Here is a 20,625-nt window from a genome sequence, read left to right on the forward strand (position 1 = left end):
GCAGAAGGTAAAAAGCAGCCTAGCGGCTGCTTTTTATATCCATCGCCCACTCGACGACATGCATGATACGTAAGCCGGAAGCAGCACCGAACTAGGCTTAATCTTCCGCAAGCATCTGGGTGAGCTTCTCGCGCGCCGGCTTGGCAAGTTTCTTGTTTTCCAACGCGAAACGAATGGTCGCTTCGACCAGACCCAGGTGAGTACCACAATCGAAACGGGTCCCTTCGAAACGATAGGCGTCGACTCGTTCGCTCTTCAACAGCGTCGCGATCGCGTCGGTGAGCTGGATCTCGCCACCGGCGCCAGTCCCGGTACCTTCCAACAGTTCGAAGATCTTCGGGCTGAGTACGTAACGCCCCACCACGGCCAGATCGCTCGGCGCGTCTGCCGGTTTCGGCTTTTCCACGATCTGTTTGATGCGGCCATTGCGGCCATCGAAAGCATCCGTAGCCACGATGCCATAGCTGGCGGTGTTCTCATGCGGCACGTCCTCCACGGCAATCACGCTGGCGCCGCTAGCGGCGTTGAGATCGGCCATCTGCTTGAGGGCGCCATCGCCTCGGTTCCAGATCAGATCGTCCGGCAGCAGCACCGCGAATGGCTCGTCGCCAACCACCGACTTGGCGCACAGTACCGCATGCCCCAGGCCCAAGGCTTCCGCCTGGGTAACGAAGATCGCGCGCACGCCATCGGGCAGCACATGACGGATCATCTCCAATTGTTCGTGCTTGCCAGCCCGCTCTAGCTTTTGCTCTAGTTCGTAGGCCTTGTCGAAATAATCCGCGACCGCATGCTTGTAGCGATTGGTCACGAAGATCAAGGTATCGCACCCGGCCTCGATCGCCTCGTCCACGGCATACTGGATCAACGGCCGATCGATGATCGGCAGCATTTCTTTGGGTACGGTCTTGGTGGCGGGAAGAAAACGGGTACCCAGACCTGCGACCGGGAATACTGCCTTGCGGATTCTCTTGCTCATCAGAGCCTTCTGGCCTCGCGTGCGGGGAATGGAACAATCGTAGCCGAGCCATCGTGAGCGCCTTGCTGACGCAAGGGCGCGAATTCGGGCATGGTCGTGCGCAGCACCTGTTCGATGGTTTCGCTATCGTAGTCGGCGACCGCCGCACGCAACTGCTGTACACCCCGTAATACGTCTTCACGGGAAAAACTGCGCACACCGGCCTCGAGAATCTTCGGATGCGAGGTGGGCCGATAGTCCTCGTCGGAATAGAAGAGCGTCTCGTGCAGCTTTTCGCCCGGACGTAGACCAGTGTAGAGGATAGCGATATCGCGCCCGGGCTGTTTGCCAGCCAAACGAATCATCTGTTCGGCAAGCAAGCGAATCGGCACCGGCTCGCCCATGTCCAGGGTGTAGATCGCGCCCCGCGAGGCCGACGCAGCCGCCTGCACGATCAACTGACATGCCTCGGGAATGGTCATGAAATAACGCGTCACCTGCGGATCGGTCACCGTGACCGGGCCGCCCTGGCGGATCTGCTCTCGGAATAGCGGCACCACACTGCCAGCCGAGTCGAGCACATTGCCGAAACGCACGGTCACGAAACGCGTGCCCACCGCTTGATCGTCCAGTGACTGGCACACCATCTCCGCATAGCGCTTGGAGGCGCCAAGCACATTGACCGGGTTGACAGCCTTGTCGGTGGAAATGAACACGAAGGTCGAGACATTGGCAGCGACGCAAGCGCGCGCCACATTCTCGGTAGCCAGCACGTTGTTGCGGACCGCTTCGCGGAACTGCCCCTCCAGCAACGGAACCTGCTTGTAGGCGGCGGCATGGAACACCGCATCCGGTTCGGCCACACGCATCGCATGACGGATCACCGCCGGGTCGCCGCAGTCGCCGAGGACGCAGTCGATCTCCAGATCGGGGAAGGTGCGACGCAAATCGGCATGGATGGTGATCAAGGCCAATTCGTCGATCTCCAGCAGCAGCACCTTGCGGGCACCATGACGCGCGCACTGCCGACACAGTTCCGAGCCGATCGAACCGCCGGCACCAGTGACCAGTACGGTTCGCCCTGAGAGCCAGCCTTTGATCAATTTCCAGTCGGGCTTCACCGGCTTGCGACCGAGCAAGTCCTCGATCGCGACTTCCTTCAGTTCGCCAGGCAGGTAGTGGCCCTCGAGCACATCGACCAACCGTGGCACCGTCCGGAACGGCAGACCGGTGCTTTCGCAGAGCGCAACCACCCGCTGCATCCCCACGGCGTCCAACGACGGGATTGCGATCACCAACAGCTTGGCCGCGGTTTCCTTAGCGATCTCCCCAGCCTCGTCGATACGGCCAAGGATCGGCAAGCCCTGCAGCTTGGCTCCATGCAGATGCCCGGCGTCGTCCACGAAGCCGACCGGATAGTAGGCACCGGAACGGCGCAAATCGCGTACCAACGCCTCGGCAGCGCGCCCGGCGCCCACGATCAGCACACGTCGCGCCGTATCGTCCGAGTGCGCAATCTGGTAATCCTTCCACGCGCGGTACAGCAGGCGCGGCGCGCCCAACAACGCCGAGAGCGCGAACGGGTAGACCATCAGCACCGATAGTGGAATTGCGTCGAAACGGCTGTACGCCAGTCCCAGGACAATCGCGATCAGACCATAAAAGCTGGCCTTGAAGATATTCAGCAGATCGGGAACGCTCGCGAAGCGCCACAGACCACGGTATAGGCCCACTTTCCACAGCACCAAGCCCTGCGCCAACAGGACAATTGCGGTATTGAGATTCCACAGCGGCAGCGGATGCTCGCCAGGCAGCATCGTGTAGCGCAAAGCATGCAGCAACTGCCAGCAAATCCAGACAATGACAAGATCGTGGACAACCACGGAAATCTTGGGCAACAGCTTGGTGATTCGGTCGCGGGTAGAAAGCATCAGTGATCCGTCGTGAGAGTTCAGCGTATTCCCTTGCGCAAAGCCAGCCAAAGCACAGCTGCCGAAAAAAACCAGGCGATCGCCAAACTCGCCTGCCCCACCGTTTCCAGGGTTAAACCTATTCCAGCGATTGTAATAGAGGATATGCTGAACAGAGCATAGGCAAGAGTGACGGTGGTGTGGCTACTCCCGGTATGTACCCAACGCTGATAAAAATGTTGCGCATGCGGCTGCCACCAGCGCTCGCCCGCCAGCATGCGCGAAAAGAGTGTGAAACCTGCATCAATAGCGAACGCCGAGAGCGGTATCGCGAACAACCAGGGTATGCGCTCGGAGACTAGGCTGCCCCACGCGAATAGTCCGGCGATCAGGTAGCCGATTGCGCCGCTGCCGACATCCCCGAGGAAAATCCGTGCTCGCGGATAGTTGAAAGGCAAAAAGCCGGCGCAGGTCACCAATAGCACCCAACAGGGCCAACGAGACCATGCAGGCAGCAGCCAAGCAAACCCCAACGCCACCAGCATCGCTTGGCTGGTCGCCAAGCCATTGATGCCATCCATGAAATTCCAGATATTTATCAACGAAACCGTTGCTAACCAGATCAATCCTGTCAGCCACAGCGACTGGTTCGATTTATAGACAAGTGCGGCAAGCAGGCTCGCCGCCAGCACATGCACCAACAAACGCCAAGCGGCCGACAGGGGGCGGTGGTCGTCCCACCAACCGACTCCCGCGACAAGGAGCAGGCCGGTCGTAAAGACAGTAATGTCACAGGCATGGTCCGGCCAATGCACCCCCGCCCAGCCACAGGCGACCAATACCGCCACTACGATCGCTATCCCACCGCCGCGCGGCGTCGCCACGGCATGGCTACGACGCTCGCCAGGTGCGTCCATCAGTTTGCGTTTGATCGCGTAGTGGCACGACAACCAAGTACCGACAGCACTAAGCGGCGCCAGCGCGAGAAGCATTGTCCCTAATGCGACCGGCACTTACACCACCGCGTAGTTGAGCAGGGGCTTGACCGTCCCCCATTCCTTGCAACTGGGGCATTGCCAGTGATGGGTACGCGCACCGAACCCGCAGCGGGTGCAGCGGTAGCTGGGATTGCGCACCAGCAACTGATCGGTGATGTGCTTGAGATCCTGCAGGGTGGCGGTGGAGTCCGCGCCCTCGGCCAAGGTCAGCTCGATCAGGGCCGACTCGCCACGCACCGACGGCCGATCCTTGAGCTGACGGCCGAGATAGGTCCGTGCAGCCGAGGCGCCCTCCTGCGATTCCATCAAGCGGGTCAGCGCCAACACCGGAGCGATACCGCGATAGTGTTCGGTCATCTCCGACAGGAACGCACGCGCGCCGCTAAGATCGTTGCCACGGCGATAGCACTCCATCAATGCCGGCATGATCTCGGGCAAATAATCCGGATCGTGGCGGGCCGCGCGCTCGAAAGCGCGGATCGCACCGTCGTTATTGCCATCATCGACATCGATGCGCCCTTCCAGAATCCCGGCACGCACCGACTTTGCGTCCGCCTGGTAGGCCCGCGCAATCGCCGCGCGCGCCAGATCCGGCTTGCCGGAGGCGCGATAGCGGTCGGCCAGCTCGCATTCGAACTGCGCAATCAGCTTGCCCATCGGCTCGCCAGTCACTTCTTCGTAGCGGGTAGCATTGTCGATGGCTTTTTCCCAGTCGCGCTCGGCCTGGTAGATGCTGATCAGGTGCTTGAGCGCCTGTGGGGCGCGCTGGTCGATCTGCGCGAGTTCTGTGAACACGGTTTCGGCCCGGTCCAACAGGCCGGACTTCATGTAGTCCTCGCCCAAGGCCAGCAACGCCTGTACGCGTTGCGCGTCACTGAGGTCAGTACGCTGTACCAACCCCTGATGCAGACGGATCGCACGGTCCACTTCACCCCGGCGACGGAACAGATGTCCGAGCGCTACTTGCGTCTCGAAAGTTTCCTTGTCCAGTTCGGCGATATGCAAAAACAGCTCGATCGCTTTGTCGGGCTGCTCGTTGAGTAGGTAGTTCAGGCCACGGAAATACGTGCTGGACAGGCGGCTGACCTGGGAATCCCCATGGCGCTGGCCGCCACGACGACCAATGACCCAGCCACTCAGCGCCGCTAACGGCAAGAACAGGAAGAACCAGAACCATTCGGTCAGAAAGTCCATCGAAGATCAGCGCCCATCCATCGCCTGGAGATGAGAGGAAACCGGCACACCAACGGCATTGGCAGCCTTGTTGGCGCGGCGCAGCCTGGCGTACAGCGGGATCGCGACCAGGGTCAGCACCAAGGCCGCACCGATCACCACGCCCGCGAACAGCGACACGATGATGGCGATGCCGGAGGTGGTGGCAAGGGCACTGACACCGAAATTGATGACGATCGGCTGCGAATTGAGCGAGCCGATGACCAGGCCGGCAAGTAGAAACACCAGCAATATCAGCAGTCGGACGATTTTCATGAGGAACTCCAGCGCCGGGAGACAGCAGATTAGCCCAACGTGCGTGGATTGCAGCAAACGCAGGATGGCAGGTTTAGAGTGCGTCCGACTCAATCGGGACAACAGCACTGACACGCTCGCGCAACTCCTTGCCGGGCTTGAAATGCGGCACGTGCTTGCCCGGAAGCGCAACGGATTCGCCAGTTTTGGGATTGCGGCCTAGGCGCGGCGGCCGGTAATGCAGGGAAAAACTGCCGAAACCACGTATTTCGATGCGCTCGCCACCTGACAAGGCACCGCCCATCATTTCCAACAACGACTTCACCGCCAGATCGACGTCATCCGACTTCAAATGCACCTGCTTGCGCGCCAGGATTTCGATCAGCTCGGATTTGGTCATACGGATTCGTGCAGTGGAGGCGAAACCTAGTACGGCCCGGAATGACCGGGCCGTCCCAGTGACGTTGTGTCTGACGGATTACTCGGACTTGTTGCCGTTCAACTGTGCACGCAACAGCGCGCCCAGCTGTGTGGTGCCGCCAGACGCGGACTGGTATTCCTCCAGCACTTCGCGCATTTCGGCATCGTCCTTGGCCTTGATCGACAGTTGCAAGGTGCGGCCCTTGCGGTCCATGCCCACGAACTTGGCTTCGATCTTGTCGCCGACCTTCAGGTGCTGGCTAGCATCGTCGACGCGCTCGTTGGCAATATCGCGTGCAGCGACGTAGCCTTCGATGCCATCGGCCAGATCGATCGTGGCGCCCTTGGCATCCACTTCGCGCACAACGCCCTCGACCTTCGACCCCTTCGGGTTGGCTGCCATGTACTGGCCGAACGGATCTTGCTCCAGCTGCTTGACGCCCAGGCTGATGCGCTCGCGCTCCGGGTCCACCGCCAACACCACCGCTTCCAGCGTGTCGCCCTTTTTGAAGTTGCGCACGATGTCTTCGCCGGTGGTGTTCCAGCTGATGTCGGACAAGTGCACAAGGCCGTCGATGCCGCCATCCAGGCCGATGAAGATACCGAAATCGGTGATCGACTTGATCTGGCCAGACACCTTGTCGTTCTTCTTGTGGGTGGCCGCGAAGGTTTCCCACGGATTGGCGGCGACCTGCTTCATGCCCAGCGAAATGCGGCGACGCTCTTCGTCCACGTCCAGGACCATCACTTCGACCTCGTCGCCGACCTGCACGACCTTGGACGGGTTGACGTTCTTGTTGGTCCAATCCATTTCCGACACGTGCACCAAGCCTTCCACACCAGGTTCGATCTCCACGAACGCGCCGTAATCGGTGACGTTGGAAACCTTACCGAACACGCGGCTATTGGCCGGGTAACGACGGGCGATGTTGTCCCACGGATCCTCGCCCAGTTGCTTCAAACCAAGGCTCACGCGGTTACGCTCACGATCGAACTTGAGTACGCGCACGTCCAGCTCGTCGCCGACATTGACCACTTCGGACGGATGGCGCACACGTTTCCAGGCCATGTCGGTGATGTGCAGCAGGCCGTCGATACCGCCCAAATCCACGAACGCGCCGTAGTCGGTCAGATTCTTGACCACACCCTTCAGGATCGTACCCTCATTCAACTTATCCATCAGCTGCTCGCGCTCTTCCGAGTGCTCGCTCTCGACAACCGCACGGCGCGAAACCACCACGTTGTTGCGCTTGCGATCCAGCTTGATGAGCTTGAATTCCAATTCCTTACCATCGAGGCAGGACGGGTCGCGCACAGGGCGCACATCCACCAGCGAACCGGGCAGGAACGCGCGGACATCCTTGATATCCACGGTGAAACCACCTTTGACCTTGCCGCTGATGCGGCCGACGATGGTCTCGTTCTTCTCCAACGCCTCTTCCAGCTCGTCCCACACCATGGCGCGCCTGGCCTTATCGCGCGACAGCACGGTTTCGCCGAAGCCGTTCTCCAGCGAGTCGAGTACGACTTTAACCAGGTCGCCCTCGGCGACATCGATCTCGCCAGCCTCGTTACGGAACTGCTCGATCGGCACAATACCTTCGGACTTCAGTCCGGCGTTGATCACCACCACATCGCCGCGAACTTCCACGACGGTGCCGGTGACGATGGCGCCGGGCTTTAGCTTGGCCAGATTGGCTTGGCTGGCTTCGAACAGTTCGGCAAAAGATTCGGTCATTTGAAATTACTCTAGTGGACACACGGACAGGGCGTTTCTTGATTGAAACGGCAACTGCCCACCCTGGTTAGTCGGCCCAAACCGCAGCCGGGTGTGGAGTGAAAAAACCGCAACGCAGGATTGCGCGGCGGAGCCTTGGAACTACGGTTTAGAACTCATGACGCTTGCGTGTCTTGGGAACGACTGGCAAGGCGGACAATGGCCCGCTTCGCCACCGCACCACCCTCCGCACCGCTCAAACGTGCAACAACTGCATGACGCGGCCCACCACCTGGTCGATGTCCATGCCAGTGGTATCCAGGAGGACGGCATCGTCTGCCGGCCTCAGCGGCGCCACTGCGCGCTGGGCATCGCGTGCGTCGCGGGCCATGATCTCGCGCAGCAGGTCACCGAATATAACGGAAACCCCTTTTTCCTTCAACTGCTTATGCCGGCGCTGGGCGCGCTCCTCGGCACTGGCGGTCAGGAAGACCTTGTACGGCGCATCGGGGAAAATCACTGTCCCCATATCACGACCATCGGCGACCAGCCCCGGCGGGCAGCGAAATGCGCGCTGGCGCTGCTTTAGCGCCGAGCGCACCTCCGGGATGGCGGCGATCGCAGAGGCTACCCCGCCAGCGGTTTCCAAACGCAGCTCATCGGTGGCATCAACGCCATTGACCAAAACCCGCAAACCACGGTCGGCAACTTCCTCGAAGTCCACACGGGTATCGAAGGTACAGCGCACCAGCGCGGCAGCATCGGAGATGTCCAGGTGGGCCCAACTAGCCGCGACTCCGACCGCCCGATACAGCGCACCCGAATCCAAGTAATGCCACCCAAGTCGCGCCGCGACGATGCGACTGACGGTGCCTTTACCGGCTCCGGATGGGCCATCGAGGGTCAGGACGGGAGAGGGTTCGTTCATGCGGTTCCTCGGAGCGTTGGCGGTGCATTGTAGCGCCGACGTCCACCCGCTTGGCGCAAGCAGTTGAAACAATGAAGAAAAACAGGCTATGATTGCTGGATCACTCATCTAGCGCCACGGCTTTGTCCGTGCCGCCTCCCTTCGAATCCACACGTTTACGCCGAGGTGTGCCATGAAAGTCCTTTCCTCCCTGAAGTCGGCGAAGGCCCGTCACCGCGACTGCAAGGTGGTCCGCCGCCGCGGCAAGGTCTTCGTGATCAACAAGACGAACCCCCGCTTCAAGGCGCGCCAGCGCTGATTGCAAGACTGCTCGCCGCGCCGTGCGTAGCGATGGCTGGCGTTCGATGAAAACCGCCTTCGGGCGGTTTTTTGTTGCCGAAGTTTGCTGTAATCGTTCTTCCGTCATCTGGGGAGTACACGTGATGAAGCACCGTCTGTTCATCTTGCCGCTGCTGACCGCCCTAGGCCTAGCCGGCGGCGCCCACGCCGAGACGCTTCTTGTGGACCGGGTCAGACAGGAACCTGTCGCGTCGATGCCAACGCGTGGGCTGAGCATGAGCCAGGTGCAGGCGCGCTACGGCACCCCGCAACAGACGCTGGAACCACGCGGCGGCCAGAAGCGGCAATGGCCGACCATCAACCGCTGGGTCTACCCCGCTTTCACCGTGTACTTCGAGAAGCAAAAGGTCGTCGACGTGGTCGCCAATAAGGTGGACCCCAACGAGATCGGCCCAAAACCGGCGATCCGTTGACGCGCAGCAGCAGCCAACTTTCGCAACAACGGCCAGCGTAGCCAAGCCAGCCAGGGCACACCACTGGCTGGAGCGGCCAATCCTATGCCTCTCGCGACGAGCGGCCCCGTGCAAGCCCCAGCGTGGCGCTATACGAGAAATTGATCCCTCCCCCGGCTTCGCCCGGGCAGTACCTAAGCGACGATCCACCATGAGCGACAACCTGCGTCTTCCAGCAGAATGGGAGCCCCAATCCGCTATTTTGATCGCCTGGCCGCATGCCGGCACCGACTGGGCCGCGCGTCTGGCTGAGGTCGAGGAGACGTACATCGCGCTGGTCGCGGCGATCGTGCGTTTTCAGCACATCGCGATCTGCGTCGCCGACGCAGATTTGCAGATCTATGCCGAGGCACGACTGCGCTCGGCACGGGTAAACATGCAGCGGGTGCGATTCGTGGAGGCTCAATACGATGACACTTGGCTGCGCGATTCAGGCCCGATTACCCTGACACGTGCGGACGGTGGCTTCCAGTTGCTGGATTTCCGCTTCACCGGCTGGGGCGGGAAATTCCAGGCGAGCCTGGACGACCAACTGGTGAGCCTACTCGCCGCGCAAGGCCTGTTCGCCGACAACACAGTGCGCCGTATCGATTTCGCGCTGGAAGGCGGGGCCATCGATTGCGACGGCGCCGGCACCTTGCTGACCACCTGGCAATGCCTGCACGAGCGGCATCCGCAGCGCACGCGCGCATCGCTTAACCACGATCTAGCCGACTGGCTGGCACAACAGCGGGTACTGTGGTTGGAGCACGGCTATCTGGAAGGCGACGACACCGATGCGCATATCGACACCCTCGCCCGCTTCGCCAGTGAGGATGCGATCGTCTACCAAGCCTGCGACGACACCGACGATTCGCATTACGCCGAACTGCAGGCGATGGGGGCCGAACTGGCGGCATTACGCACCATCGATGGACGTCCTTACAGACTGTTCCCGCTCCCCTGGGCGCAGCCGGTGATCGACCAAGGCCGGCGCCTGGCCGCGTCCTATGCCAATTTTCTGATCGTCAATGGCGCAGTGCTAATGCCGGCCTACGGCGACGCCGCCGATGCACAGGCGCAAGCGGTGATGGCGCAGGCGTTCCCGCAGCATGAGATCGTGCCGATCCCATGCCGGGCATTGATCTGGCAGAACGGCAGCCTGCACTGCATCACCATGCAACTGCCAGCTGGGGCACTTGCGCACTGAATGTGCGTTCGCATGGCCGGCTTGGCCGCGTGCGGAAGAGCGGAGCATGGCTCACAGCCTGCATCGACCAGCAAGTACCGCCCAATGGCAATGCATCTTGATTCGTCTGGGTGCGCATAACGCAAATACCAGACCGAGACACCGCGATCCGGCCTCTGCGCCTGCATCACAGTTCATCTGCCCAGGCGCTGCCGCGCAGCCATCCGCGCTACCATGCATGCTTTCGCCGATCTCCCTCATCTCCGTAATGACCCGACATTCTCTTTCCGTTGCGCTGATCCAGGAGCGCAACCATGGCGATGCCGCAGCGAACCTGAGCGCGATCGAATCGCGTGTCGCCGAAGCAGCCGCACAGGGCGCGCATCTGGTGTTGCTGCAGGAATTGCACAATGGCGCCTATTTTTGCCAGCACGAGTCGGTCGAAGCATTCGATCTTGCCGAGCCGATTCCCGGTCCCAGCAGCCAGCGCCTGAGCGCGCTGGCCAAGCGCCACGGCGTGGTCCTGGTCGGTTCGTTGTTCGAGCGCCGCGCTGCGGGCCTTTACCACAATACTGCCGTGGTGTTCGAGAAGGACGGCAACCTGCTCGGCAAATACCGCAAGATGCACATTCCCGACGATCCGGGCTTCTACGAGAAGTTCTACTTCACCCCGGGCGATCTGGGCTTCACCCCGATCCAGACTTCGGTCGGTCGTCTCGGCGTGCTGGTGTGCTGGGACCAATGGTATCCGGAGGCGGCACGCTTGATGGCGCTTGCCGGTGCCGAGCTGCTGCTCTACCCCACCGCGATCGGTTGGGACCCCGACGACGCGCAGGCCGAACAGGAACGCCAGCGCGATGCCTGGGTACTCAGTCACCGCGGCCATGCCGTCGCCAATGGCATCCCGGTGCTGAGCTGCAATCGGGTCGGCCACGAACCATCGCCGCTCGGGGCATCGGGCATCCAGTTCTGGGGCAACAGCCACGTGCTGGGTCCACAGGGCGAATTCATCGCCGAGGCCGGAACCGACCCGACGGTGCTGGTCTGCGAGGTGGACTTGCAGCGCAGCGAACATGTCCGGCGGATCTGGCCGTTCCTGCGCGACCGTCGCATCGACGCGTATGGCGACCTGCTCAAGCGTTATATCGACTGAACCCGCCGAGCGCATTGAACGGGATGCTCCCGCGTACAGCACACCGAGCCGGTCACTAGGTCTTAAGTACCTGCCGACCTCAACACAACACCACAACGCCTGTTGCGCCATGGCGCCGACCAGGCCCTTCCGACGAGTAATGGCATGAACGCACTCCCCCAGGCCGACGACGCACTATTCGCCGACCAACCGTACCGCATCGTCGAACGCGACGGGGTCCGCTACACCTTGCTCGGGACTGCGCATGTCTCCCTGGCCAGCGTCGCGGTTGTCGAGCGTGCCATCGAGAGCGGCCGCTTCGACGCGGTAGCGGTGGAACTGGATCCGCAGCGCTTGCAGGCGCTCACCGATCCGGACGTGCTGACCAAGCTGGATCTGGTGCAGGTGATCCGCAAAGGACGCGTGGCCCTGTTCGCGGCCAACCTTGCGCTGGCCGCCTATCAACGCCGCTTGGCCGAACAGCTCGGCATCGAACCTGGCGCCGAACTCAAACGCGCGGTGCTGCTGGCACGCGAACGACAGTTGCCGGTATATCTGGTGGATCGCGAGGTCGGGCTGACCTTCAAGCGTGCTTCCAGCCGACTCGGCTTGTTCGGCAAGCTCAAACTTGCCAGCGGCCTGCTCGGCGGCCTGTTCGCTTCAGAGGAAGTCGGCGAAGCAGAGATCGAGAAGCTCAAACAAGGCGACATGCTCGAAGCCAGCTTCGGCGATTTCGCCAGCGAAAGCCCAGAGCTATACGCGACCATCATCGCCGAGCGCGACCGTTACATGGCCACACGCCTACGCGAAGAACACGCGCACGGCGAGGCGCATCGCCACAGCGTGCGCGAAGTCCTGGCGGTCGTCGGCGCCGGCCATCTGGCCGGTATGGCCAAACACCTGCAGAACGATCAAGACGACCCGGCAACGCTGCGCAAGACGCTGGAAGACGCACCGACCCAAAAGAAAGTTCCCTGGATCACCCTGACCCTGACCACGCTGGTGCTCGGTGGCGTGGCCTGGGGATACTGGCATGGCGGCTTCGCGCTGGGCACCGATTTGCTCCAGCAGTGGGTACTGTTCACTGGCGGGCTGGCCGGGCTGGGCTGCCTGCTGGCCGGCGGCCATCCACTGAGTGTGATCGCCGGCGCCATCGCCGCACCGCTGAAACCATTTCGGCCCGGGGTTCCTGCTGGTGCATTCAGCGCGCTGGTGGAAGTACACATGCGCAAGCCTGCCTACGGCGACTTTCTGGCACTGCGCGACGATGCGCAGAGCCTGCGCGGCTGGTACCGCAACCGGGTCTCGCGGGTGGTGCTGACCTTCCTGCTGACCAATCTGGGCAGCATGCTGGGCGTATGGCTGGCCGGATTTCGCATCTTGAGCAAACTGGCCAGTTGAGTCCGCCATGGCAACCGGGCTTTGCCCTCATGGCCTACGGCGCCAACGCCTTGTGTCATGGCTGCGCTATAAGCAACGGCAGTGCAGCGCTTCGGGGCTGAAGCCGTGTCCCAAACCAATCTAGCCACTGGATGGCTGGCGGCAGCTGTGGAGTCGCAATTGTCGAGCGAGCGAACCACGCATGCGATATTGATTAGCATCACATGCGGCAAATTGCCCTGTCCACACATATCGCTCGTGGCCAGTTTCGGAGCCACGAAAGGTAAGGCTATACTCGGGTCGTTCCGTATTCCCTCACGCCGTACACCCGTCCCGTCCTTCCGGACCACGAAACCATGCGCACGCAGCCGCTAGCCGCTTGTCTTGCTCTGGCCATCCTTGTTTCTATCGGGGTCGTCCCGGCCATGGCGCAAAGCGCGCCAACGCCCACCGCTCCTGCCACCTCCGCACCTGTGCAAGGCAATGCCGCCAATGGCCGATTGCTGACCTACACCTGCCAGGGTTGCCACGGGGTTACCGGCTACAAAAATGCCTATCCCAGCTACCGCATCCCCAAGATCGGCGGGCAATCGACGCAATACCTGACACAGGCACTGACCGAATACCGGCTCGGCAAGCGCAAGCACCCAACCATGCAGGCGCAGGCGGAAAGCTTCTCGGAGCAGGATATCGCCGACATCGCCGCTTTCCTGTCCACTCTCAAGTAGGCTTTCCCATGTCGAACGCCGCGCACGCTCTGCGTCCCGCCATCGTCCTGCTTGCAACCCTGTGGTTGGGGGCATGTTCGCAATCGCAGGTGGAATCCTCCAGCACCTCGGCCGGCGATCCTGGCCACGCCAGTGGCGAGCATGGGGCCGGCTCCTCCGCTGGACTCCCCGGCGGACGCATCGCCATCGGCGAAAAACTCGCCCAGGCCAAGGGCAAGGCCACAGGGCAGAACTGCATCAACTGCCACGGCACCGAGGGCAACGCGCCAATCGACCCGACCTACCCCAAGCTCGGCGGCCAATACGGCGATTATCTCGCCCATGCGCTGCAGGCCTACCGCAGCGGCGACCGCCAGCACCCCTTGATGAGTCAACAAGCGGCGCAACTGAGCGACCAGGACATCGCCGATCTAGCGGCCTACTTTGGTTCGCGCACCACCAAGTTGCGCGATCTGCATGGTGTGAACTGAGCGCGAGACCGTCGCGCATGCGCGACGGCCATGCTCAGCGGCTGCCGTTGTCTTCTTGCAATGCTGGCTTGAACGGTACTTTTGGCGGCGGCCGCGCACCCGCCGGCTGATCGTTGAGATTGGGATCAGTGATGCTGCATCCGCCACCGACCTGCAAAATCGAGATCACACACTTGATGCTGCTTCCGGTGCCCGGGATAGGGATGCTGACAGACTGAATCCCGCGTCGCACCCACTCCTCCAGCAAGGTCGCATTCGGCAGCCAATACTTGTCGAAGGACGTCGGCGTGTAGTCGTATGGCGGGCGTTTGAGCCATTGGCCGGCGTTGGCGATGCGCTCGCGCGTCCAAGTATCGGTGTCGGCCCCCGGCGCGCCGCGCTCGGCTGTCTTGTTCGCGCCAGCTCCGTCAGCCAAGCGGACACTGCCGTCGCCATTAAACAAGCCGTTACGCGCGCCGCCGCCGGCATCGCCGGCCCGGTTGCGCGCCGCCGCACCCCAGTCGTCGCTACGCTGCGGCGTGGCCCAACCGCCGTCGCGAGCGGTGGTCGCCGGACCACTGCCTGGCGTAGCGGTACGCTGACCAGGTGGCGCTGTCGCGGATGCCGGTGCGGGTGTAGCCTGCTGCGTGTTTGGAGTGCTGGCTTGTGTCGCCGACGCCGTCGCCACAGCAGGCGCACTTGATTCCTTAACTGTCGTGGCAGCGGGCAACGCGGACACCGGTACGCTGACTGTCGCAGGTGTCGGGACCTCGATCTGCCGCACCTGCGGTGTCTGCGGTTCAGGCAGTTCCGGCATCGGCATCTGGGTCGGCATCTGCGGTGATTGGACCTGCACCTGCGGTAGTGGTGCGGGCACTTCGCGTTCGCGCACCTGCGGCGTCGGCGCGGCCGGTCGCGGCACGACGACCTCGCGCGGGCGGATCTGCGCCAAGGCGGGTACTTCGGTGACCACCTGAACATCGCGTTCCGGCACCTGAATCTCGGGCGGTACGATCGATCGCGGCGTCGGCACCGGTGTGCGCAAGCGGGGCGGCGGCGGCAATACGAAATCGCTGGTAGGCACAGACGTTTCGGTGACCTGCAACGACTGCTCTGGCGGCGGCGGACTGTTGGCCGCGACCGGCGCGTTGGCGCTGTCGGTCGCCACGGCAGCAGGCGATGTCGAGGTCTTGGCTGTGCTGCGTGCGCGCTTGACGACGGGATGTGGAACACGCGTGGCGCTAACGGGCGCTACATTCTTTTGCGGTGTCGTCACCGGTGCCGACGCACCGCCCCCCGTCTCGGCGAGCGTACCGCGACCGACGAACTCCACCTGCACGCGGCTTGCCTCGCCATTGTCGGTATGCAACGGCAACCAGCGCACGAACGCAACCCACAACAAGAACACGGCGAACAGTAGATGCAACAACAGGCTGAGTAACACCGCAGTGCATCGCCACCAACGCTGGTCGTGCGGTGCCGGATCCCAGTGTTGCCACCATAGCCGGCGGAATGCCTGCCATGGACTCAGTGCAGGCAGGCGCATCGGGACCGCCGGCAACGGCTGCGGCAATGCCGCGATCAGCTCGGACGCCACGAACGTCCGTGTCGCGACCGGTTGCGATGCGAACCAACGCGCCCAACTGTACGGCAACCCGGTAAGAGGGTCGCACGGCAACTCACCCGGCATACGCGCCAACAGCGCGTCGAGAATGTCGGCGGCGCGTGTCACCAAGCGCCCAGGGTCAGGCAACCGTATCGCGCGGAATGTACGGTGCGCTGCCGCTGTCGTGGTCAGTCGCGTCGCGCACGGCGGTTACGCCGGACACGCGCCCCATCAGGGTCTTCTCGATGCCCTGTTTCAGCGTCACATCCGCCATACCGCAACCGTGGCATCCGCCACCAAAACGCAACACCACCACACCATCACCAGACACTTCCTGCACCGCGACACGGCCGCCATGCTCAGCCAATTGCGGATTGACCTCGTTTTCCACGACCCAGCGCACCCGTTCAACCAGCGAGGCCGCCTCGCCCGGCGCCTCGCCCTTGATCCTGGGCGCCTTGATCGTCAATTGCTGGCCGGTTCCCTGGGCGACATAGTCGATCTCGGCTCCGTCCAGCCAGACAACACTGTCGGCGGCCACATACAAGGTAAAACCAGCGCAATCAATCGCCCATTCGTCGCCGGCCAAGTCGGCCGGTTCTGCGAACTCCAGTCGCGCGTCGGCACGTGCAGTTCCCGGATCGACCGCGCTCAGGCGTACGCCCATGCCAGGCACCGCCTCGCGTTCGAGCAGTTTACGAAAATGGGCCTGGGCGCTGTCTGAGATCTGGATCATGGGGCTATTCTAGCCTTTCGCATGTCATTGGCTCATCATCAGCACTGTCCTTTTCCGGCATATTCAGCCACTTCGCCGTAAAAACTCCATCATGAACGACCTGATCACGCTCGCGCAGGCCCATTGTTCGCCCCGCAAGGGGAGCGAATACAAACTCACCCAGGCACGCCTGGCGGAATTGCTACCGCAGGTGCCCGGTTGGGAATTGGTCGAGAGCGGCATAGCGATCAGTCGCACGTTCCGCTTCCCGGATTACTACCGCACACTCGCGTTCGTGAACGCGCTAGCCTGGATCGCGCATCGCGAAGACCACCATCCCGACCTTGGCGTGCACTACGACCGCGTGGTGGTGCGCTATTCCACCCACGACGTCGGGGGCCTCAGCGAGAACGACTTCATCTGCGCCGCCAAAGCGTCAGCCCTTTCGGAGTGAACCGTATGCCAGCCGTTTCCCGCCCTCTTGTTCCCCTCGCCTGCATGAGCGCCTTGCTGCTGAGCGGCTGCGGTCAATCGTCGCAATCCCAGCGTCAGGCCGCGACGCAGGCGCCGACCGAGGTCGCGGCGGTGCGAACGCCACCGCCGGATTACCCAATCAAACTGGCCTGCGCCGGACTCGGCGGCAAAGTCGTGCTGAAGGTGGTGGTCGGTGTGCAGGGCAAACCCACCGACGTCAACGTGGTCGACAGCAGCGGACAGCCCGCATTGGACGCAGCGGCGCAACAAGCCGTGCGCGGATGGATGTTCAACTCTGCCACCCGCAACGGCCAAGCGGTACCGTGGACGATCCAGGTGCCGGTCAACTTCACCCCACCGCAACCGCGCCCGGACCGCTGCTTCGCTCTCGACGCACAGTCCAAACACAGCGGCTGATTCGATCAAGTCAATGGGGTCGCCGCAGGGGGCTGCGGCGATGCACGCCTGCGTGCCGAATCCGCCATCGACGTGCGTCCAATCCGAGCAACATCCAAGGCCTCGCCACCATGAGCACGTGCTGTAAGCGTCTGCCTGAAAGGGTGCGCTGACACCACCTGAACGTAAGCCAGCATGTTGTCGCAGAGTGCGTTTTCAGCAAGCTGGCAGACACCTGACGCAAGGCATGCTGCGCGCACAAGCCCCCCAATCCTGCTTGATGAGGTACCGCATGGAGATCCGCTCACTGCCTCCCACCAAAGTCGCATTGGTCACTGCCCTGAGCGTGTTTGCGCTCGGCGCATGCCAGCGGCAACCCGCTGCGACACCAGAACAGAGCGCCATCGCTCCAGTACCAGCACAGAGCGCCCCCGCTCCGGCACCTGCAACCTACGTCCCGCCAACGGCAGATCAGTTGTACCAGTTGGTGGCGCCAATCGCCTTGTTCCCCGACAAGTTGCTGGCGCAGACGCTCGCCGCTTCGGTCTATCCGGACCAGGTCATGGCGGCACAGGACTGGCTACGCAACAACCGTAGCATGAGAGCAGCCGACCGCCTGCAAGCCTCGGCCATGCAACCCTGGGATCCCAGCGTCAAGGCCCTGACCGCCTTCCCCGATGTTGTCGACCAATTGGCAAGCAACGGCGACTGGACCCGCTCACTTGGCGATGCCTATGCGCACGATCCCAACCAGGTTCTAGACGCGGTCCAGGTCATGCGTGAGCGCGCGCAAGCGCAAGGGCACCTGCGCAACACGCCGCAACAGCGCGTACACGTGGTGCAGCGTACCTTCGTGGAACCGGCCCCCTATCCCGACGCAGTGCCGCCACCGAGCCGCACCATCGTGATCGAACCGGCGCAACCGGACGTGGTCTACGTGCCGCGCTACGATCCCGAGGTGGTCTACGGCGAACCGATCGGCGTGTACCGCGAGTACCGCTACCGTCCGCCACGCCCTTACTACGATACCGGCGACCTGGTGACCACAGGCATCATTTCCTTCGGGGTCGGCGTGCTGATCGGCGAGGCGCTCGAACACCATCACCACCGCATGTTCGGCTGGTTCGAACCGGAGCCCGCCTGGCACAGCTGGGGCTGGAACAACTGGGGAGTGAACTGGAACGCGCCACCATCGGTACCGAACTACGTGGTGTACAACAACAGCGTCTACGCCCCGCGCACGACCATCATCAACAACCGTATCGACGCACGCACCTTCGTACATAACAACGCGGCTCCGATTCCGATGGGCGTGGGCATCACCACCGCGTCGCAGTCCGGCCCTGTGGCGCGGCCAACGGCTGCTGCGCTGACCACCGCAGCGGCGATGGGGACGCGTATGGGCATGCCGACGAGCACATTTGCCCCGACGCATGCCCGTATCATGCCCGGATCGATGCCGCAAACCATGCCGCACTTCACCGCGCAGATGCTGCAGGCGGGACGTCCAGTAGCGGCGATGCCACCGTCGCAACGGCTACAGCCGTCAGGCCCACTATTCACCGCACAGGCGGCACGCGATCCACGCATGCCCCTGCACACTCTGGCGATGGCACAGCCGAACGGGTTACGGACTTCCCAACCGATGCCGCTGCCGAATTTCCGCGGCCAACCCATGCCGCAAGCGAGGCAGGCAGGCACATTCGCCGAAAACCCCGGCATGCCTTCCTCGCGGATCGTCGAGCCTCCCCGTCACGGCAATCCAGGCATGCAGCCGGATTTCGCCCGCGAGACGTTCGCGCGCGATATGGCGCACACGCAACCACTGCGACAAGCAACAGTGGCGCAGCCTCAGCACGTACAAACCTGGCACGAACCCGCAGCACCTGCATATCAAGCACGTGCGCAAGAAATGCCGCGCGAGGCCATGCGGCCGATCATGCCGCAACAGCGCATGCCCGAACAACACCTGCAAGAACAACACATGCAGGAACAGCGGATGCAAGAACAGCGGATGCAGGAGCAACGGGTCGTTCGCTTCGCCCCGCCGCCGCAGATGGCCATGCCACGCTCTGCTGAACAGCCGCAACAGGCGATGCGACCGATGCCGTCGCATAACGGCGAGCGCCACGAGCATCACGACCACCACAACGGCTGAATGTTCGGTGCCGGGCGGCGACAACGCCGCCCGGCACGGCAAGATCAGCCCCCCAATCGGCTCAGTGCCTCGCTCAGTTCGTCAGCCAACGGCGCATTCAACAGGTAGGGGGCCTTGCCGCCATCCAGAGTGAACTCCAAAGACGCCGCGTGCAAGAACAGGCGTTTGAGTCCAATGTGCTCGCGCAATCGCTTGTTGACCTCGGGATCGCCATACTTGTCGTCACCAGCAACCGGGTAACCGAGATGCTGGGCATGAACGCGGATCTGATGGGTTCGGCCGGTTTCGATCCGCACTTCGCAATAAGAATGCCCTCCGCGTCGTTCCAGCATACGGAAATGACTCAACGAGGGCTTGCCCGCCGCATGCACCTGCACATGACGTTCGCCCCCCTGGCGCAGACCGATATGCAGCGGCACTTCGACCGTCATCGTCCCGTCGGGCAAGCGCCCGACCAACAAGGTCAGGTAGCGCTTGCCGATGCCGCGACCCTGCACCTGGTCGTCTTCGCGCATCAAGGCCTGTAATTCAGTCAATGCCGAGCGCTTCTTGGCCACGATCAACAGGCCGGAGGTGTCGCGATCGAGCCGGTGGACCAGTTCCAGCGTCTGATTCGGACGTAGGGCGCGCAGGGTCTCGATGGCACCGAAGCTGATCCCGCTGCCGCCGTGACTGGCCACCCCCGAGGGCTTGTTCAGCGCCAGCAGCCGCGCGTCCTCATAGACAATCGCTGCTTCCAACCGCTCCATGAATGCCGCCGGCGGCGCAGTTTTTTCACCTTCCTCCTGCAACCGCACTGGCGGAATGCGCACCTCGTCGCCTACCTCCAGCTTACGCTCGGCCTTGGTACGGCCACCGTTGACCCGCACCTGACCGCTGCGCATCAGCTTGTAGATCAGGCTACGCGGCGCGCCCTTGAGTTGGCCGAGCAAAAAATTGTCCACCCGCTGTCCAGCCCGATCCTCGGGAACCTTGAGAATGCGCACCGCACTGGTCGCGACGTCGCGCAACTTTGGAGGAACCGGAGGAGAAGTCATTGGGCGGTTTATTCTGTTACACTCGGGGGGCGAGATAAGGGTTTGATTTCGTTCGAAGTTAGCTAAGGGCCAGAAGCCCGGCTTGCGACGATTCCGGCACAGTGCGCGACCACCGCCCTCGGGGCGGCCATGTTAGCGGCTCACCGGCCTGCCCCGCCATCGCCGGACGCCCCCAACGTCCGCGCTGAACATG

The 20,625-nt window shown here is 62.6% G+C and carries 21 protein-coding genes; 10 read left to right on the forward strand and 11 right to left on the reverse strand.

The genetic code is table 11. The annotated features are described in order from the left end of the window. Positions 1–97: 97 nt before the first annotated feature. The 8 genes from galU to cmk all read right to left on the reverse strand — a co-directional run bounded on the left by galU (position 98) and on the right by cmk (position 8,398). On the reverse strand, positions 98–979 hold the full coding sequence (gene galU / locus XalbCFBP2523_RS13040; RefSeq protein ID WP_012916098.1) for a UTP--glucose-1-phosphate uridylyltransferase GalU: 882 nt from the start codon (positions 977–979) through the stop codon (positions 98–100). Beyond that, positions 979–2,889, reverse strand: coding sequence for a polysaccharide biosynthesis protein (locus XalbCFBP2523_RS13045; RefSeq protein WP_012916099.1), 1,911 nt, complete (start codon positions 2,887–2,889; stop codon positions 979–981). Before XalbCFBP2523_RS13045 ends, galU begins: the two co-directional genes overlap by 1 nt. A 20-nt stretch (positions 2,890–2,909) precedes the next feature. Next, complete coding sequence (locus XalbCFBP2523_RS13050) at positions 2,910–3,881, reverse strand: MraY family glycosyltransferase (RefSeq protein ID WP_045765774.1); 972 nt, start codon at positions 3,879–3,881, stop codon at positions 2,910–2,912. Further along, the gene (gene lapB, locus XalbCFBP2523_RS13055) at positions 3,882–5,060 is read right to left on the reverse strand and encodes a lipopolysaccharide assembly protein LapB (protein WP_012916101.1); all 1,179 of its coding nucleotides are present in this window, start codon (positions 5,058–5,060) and stop codon (positions 3,882–3,884) included. A 6-nt stretch (positions 5,061–5,066) separates the two neighbouring features. Then, positions 5,067–5,354, reverse strand: coding sequence for a LapA family protein (locus XalbCFBP2523_RS13060; RefSeq protein ID WP_045765775.1), 288 nt, complete (start codon positions 5,352–5,354; stop codon positions 5,067–5,069). A 73-nt stretch (positions 5,355–5,427) separates the two neighbouring features. After that, complete coding sequence (locus tag XalbCFBP2523_RS13065) at positions 5,428–5,733, reverse strand: integration host factor subunit beta (RefSeq protein ID WP_012916103.1); 306 nt, start codon at positions 5,731–5,733, stop codon at positions 5,428–5,430. Between the two features lie 78 nt (positions 5,734–5,811). Continuing rightward, complete coding sequence (rpsA, locus tag XalbCFBP2523_RS13070; RefSeq protein WP_012916104.1) at positions 5,812–7,491, reverse strand: 30S ribosomal protein S1; 1,680 nt, start codon at positions 7,489–7,491, stop codon at positions 5,812–5,814. A 235-nt stretch (positions 7,492–7,726) separates the two neighbouring features. Continuing rightward, positions 7,727–8,398, reverse strand: coding sequence for a (d)CMP kinase (gene cmk, locus XalbCFBP2523_RS13075; RefSeq protein WP_012916105.1), 672 nt, complete (start codon positions 8,396–8,398; stop codon positions 7,727–7,729). Between the two features lie 172 nt (positions 8,399–8,570). Here cmk and ykgO point away from each other — a divergent pair, with 172 nt between their 5' ends. From ykgO to XalbCFBP2523_RS13110, 7 genes are all read left to right on the forward strand, one after another. Continuing rightward, positions 8,571–8,696: a type B 50S ribosomal protein L36 gene (gene ykgO, locus XalbCFBP2523_RS13080; RefSeq protein ID WP_003468676.1), complete on the forward strand. Its 126-nt coding sequence runs from the start codon at positions 8,571–8,573 to the stop codon at positions 8,694–8,696. A gap of 124 nt (positions 8,697–8,820) precedes the next feature. Continuing rightward, positions 8,821–9,150: a hypothetical protein gene (locus XalbCFBP2523_RS13085; protein ID WP_012916106.1), complete on the forward strand. Its 330-nt coding sequence runs from the start codon at positions 8,821–8,823 to the stop codon at positions 9,148–9,150. 190 nt (positions 9,151–9,340) lie between these two features. Further along, the gene (locus XalbCFBP2523_RS13090) at positions 9,341–10,378 is read left to right on the forward strand and encodes an agmatine deiminase family protein (RefSeq protein ID WP_045765776.1); all 1,038 of its coding nucleotides are present in this window, start codon (positions 9,341–9,343) and stop codon (positions 10,376–10,378) included. A gap of 247 nt (positions 10,379–10,625) precedes the next feature. After that, positions 10,626–11,510, forward strand: coding sequence for a carbon-nitrogen hydrolase (locus XalbCFBP2523_RS13095; protein WP_045765777.1), 885 nt, complete (start codon positions 10,626–10,628; stop codon positions 11,508–11,510). A 144-nt stretch (positions 11,511–11,654) separates the two neighbouring features. Continuing rightward, positions 11,655–12,890: a TraB/GumN family protein gene (locus tag XalbCFBP2523_RS13100; RefSeq protein ID WP_045765778.1), complete on the forward strand. Its 1,236-nt coding sequence runs from the start codon at positions 11,655–11,657 to the stop codon at positions 12,888–12,890. A gap of 335 nt (positions 12,891–13,225) precedes the next feature. Continuing rightward, positions 13,226–13,597, forward strand: coding sequence for a c-type cytochrome (locus XalbCFBP2523_RS13105; protein WP_045765779.1), 372 nt, complete (start codon positions 13,226–13,228; stop codon positions 13,595–13,597). A gap of 8 nt (positions 13,598–13,605) precedes the next feature. Continuing rightward, positions 13,606–14,067, forward strand: coding sequence for a c-type cytochrome (locus XalbCFBP2523_RS13110; RefSeq protein ID WP_045765780.1), 462 nt, complete (start codon positions 13,606–13,608; stop codon positions 14,065–14,067). Positions 14,068–14,101: 34 nt separating this feature from the next. On the opposite strand, the gene XalbCFBP2523_RS13115 is transcribed toward XalbCFBP2523_RS13110, so the two are convergent. Together XalbCFBP2523_RS13115 and XalbCFBP2523_RS13120 are read right to left on the reverse strand one after the other, a co-directional pair. Continuing rightward, positions 14,102–15,778 (reverse strand): hypothetical protein, encoded by a 1,677-nt coding sequence (locus tag XalbCFBP2523_RS13115; protein ID WP_045766716.1) that lies wholly within the window; start codon positions 15,776–15,778, stop codon positions 14,102–14,104. Positions 15,779–15,791: 13 nt separating this feature from the next. Beyond that, positions 15,792–16,388, reverse strand: coding sequence for an NfuA family Fe-S biogenesis protein (locus XalbCFBP2523_RS13120; RefSeq protein WP_045765781.1), 597 nt, complete (start codon positions 16,386–16,388; stop codon positions 15,792–15,794). A 91-nt stretch (positions 16,389–16,479) separates the two neighbouring features. Between XalbCFBP2523_RS13120 and XalbCFBP2523_RS13125 the strand changes: the two genes are divergently transcribed. The 3 genes from XalbCFBP2523_RS13125 to XalbCFBP2523_RS13135 all read left to right on the forward strand — a co-directional run bounded on the left by XalbCFBP2523_RS13125 (position 16,480) and on the right by XalbCFBP2523_RS13135 (position 19,395). After that, a complete protein-coding gene (locus XalbCFBP2523_RS13125; protein WP_012916114.1) occupies positions 16,480–16,821 on the forward strand; it encodes a 4a-hydroxytetrahydrobiopterin dehydratase in 342 nt (113 codons plus the stop codon). A 44-nt stretch (positions 16,822–16,865) separates the two neighbouring features. Further along, entirely contained in the window at positions 16,866–17,258 is a 393-nt protein-coding gene (locus tag XalbCFBP2523_RS13130) for an energy transducer TonB (RefSeq protein WP_230599062.1), read from the forward strand. Between the two features lie 271 nt (positions 17,259–17,529). Continuing rightward, complete coding sequence (locus tag XalbCFBP2523_RS13135; RefSeq protein WP_045765783.1) at positions 17,530–19,395, forward strand: DUF3300 domain-containing protein; 1,866 nt, start codon at positions 17,530–17,532, stop codon at positions 19,393–19,395. Positions 19,396–19,439: 44 nt separating this feature from the next. Here XalbCFBP2523_RS13135 and XalbCFBP2523_RS13140 read toward each other — a convergent pair whose 3' ends face one another. Next, the gene (locus tag XalbCFBP2523_RS13140) at positions 19,440–20,432 is read right to left on the reverse strand and encodes an RluA family pseudouridine synthase (RefSeq protein WP_012916117.1); all 993 of its coding nucleotides are present in this window, start codon (positions 20,430–20,432) and stop codon (positions 19,440–19,442) included. Between the last annotated feature and the right edge of the window lie 193 nt (positions 20,433–20,625).

Origin of the sequence: Xanthomonas albilineans, assembly GCF_002939705.1 — a bacterium.
In the GTDB taxonomy this organism is placed as follows: domain Bacteria; phylum Pseudomonadota; class Gammaproteobacteria; order Xanthomonadales; family Xanthomonadaceae; genus Xanthomonas_A; species Xanthomonas_A albilineans.